Annotated in this window: 2 protein-coding genes; both read right to left on the reverse strand. The window is 68.8% G+C overall.

Annotation, left to right across the window (positions count from 1 at the left end; all coding sequences use genetic code 11):
- Positions 1–725 (reverse strand): TIGR02186 family protein (locus tag JKL46_RS34695; RefSeq protein WP_343074181.1); only part of this gene is annotated, 725 nt, incomplete at its 3' end.
- The coding region (locus JKL46_RS34700; RefSeq protein ID WP_201842988.1) for a sulfite exporter TauE/SafE family protein at positions 722–1,630 on the reverse strand (909 nt) is incomplete at its 5' end. The genes JKL46_RS34700 and JKL46_RS34695, both read right to left, overlap by 4 nt.

Consider the following 1,630-nt stretch of genomic DNA (forward strand, 5'->3'; position numbering starts at 1 on the left):
ATGGCGGCGGTGGCGAGCCCGTAGGCGAGCGACCAGTCGCGGGCGATGACGCCGATCTGCTCCTCGAAGCCGGTCTTGACCAATTCGAAATGCGTCTGCGTGCGCGCCAGGATCACGGTGTCGGCAAACAGCGTCACGTCGACCTCGTAATTGCCCGGCGGCGCGGTCGCCGGCAGGCCGATGCTGGCGCGGAAGATGTCCGGCGTCAGGAAGGTCACGCCGCGCTCGTCCGCGAGATAGAGCCCGTCCTGGGCTTTCAGCCGGTAGAGCGCGTCGCGGAAGGGCTGGTCGGCGGCGCCGCGGTCGAGGGTGAAGTCGGGCGCGTTGACGATCGCGCTCAGGCCCACCTTCTGGCGCGCCTGCAGCTGCTCGGTGGTGATCTCCGCGATCGGGCGCGAGGACAGCACGTTGAGATAGGCCGGCGCCAGCGGGAACTTCTGCTGGTCCTGGTTGATCCAGATCGGCCCGAGCCGCTCCTTCTCGCGCACGGTCAGGAACTGGCGCGGGCCGCGCACGGTGACCACCACGTCGTAGGCGGTGGCGCGGGCCACCGTCTGGGCATCGCGCTCGATGGCGCCGAACACCGCGATCTGGGTGCCGGTATAGTTCGAGTTGATCAGCACCCGGTGGTTCGAGAGCGAGGTGATCAGGGTCTCGGCCCGGGCCGGGCCAACCGTCCCGAGCGCGGCCAGCAGGGCGAGCAGCAGGAGGCCGGGCACCCTCACTGGCGCGCCTCCTGCACGGTGATCGAGAACGGCTCATTGGGCTCGAGCACCAGTTCGAGGCCGAAGCGCAGCCCGACCGCCAGGAGCAGGATGGCGAGCAGGAAGCGGAACAGCTCGGCTCTGAGATGGCGGCCCATGCGGGCGCCGAACTGCGCCCCGAACACGCCGCCGACGATGAGCAGCAGGGCGAGCACCATGTCGACGGCCTGGTTGGTGACCGCGTGCAGGATCAGCGCGACCAGGGTGGTGCAGACGATCTGGAACTGCGAGGTGCCGACGACCACGTTGGTGGGCACGCGGAAGACATAGAGCAGCGCCGGCACGACGATGAAGCCGCCGCCGATGCCGAGCAGGGCGCCGGCAAAGCCGATGAAGAGCGAGAGGGCGAGGATCGGGATGACGCTGACATAGAGCTTGGAGCGGTAAAAGCGCATGCGCAAAGGCCAGCCGAGATAGGGCGCATGCTCGCCGGCGCGGCGGCGCAGGCGCACGGTCCCGCCTTTGCGCCGGTGCCAGAACTCGCGGATGCTCTCCTTCATCATCAGGCTGCCGACGATGGTGAACAGGGTGACGTAGGAGACGACGATGACGAGGTCGAGCTGGCCGGCGCGCCGGGCTGCGGCGAAGAACCAGACGCCGAGCGCCGAGCCGACGAACCCGCCCGCCACCAGGATGGCGCCGAGCTTGTGGTCGAGGGCGTTGCGGCGCAGCGCCCCGAGCACGCTGGTGGTCGAGGAGGCGACGATCTGCGCCGACTGGGTCGCCACCGCCACCGCCGGCGGAATGCCGAGGAAGATCAGCAGCGGCGTCATCAGAAACCCGCCGCCGATGCCGAACAGACCCGAGATGAACCCGACCGCCGCACCCATCCCAAGAATGAGCAATACACTCACAGGCATCTCGGC

The organism is Microvirga zambiensis WSM3693, assembly GCF_016735695.1.
In the GTDB taxonomy this organism is placed as follows: Bacteria; Pseudomonadota; Alphaproteobacteria; order Rhizobiales; family Beijerinckiaceae; genus Microvirga; species Microvirga zambiensis.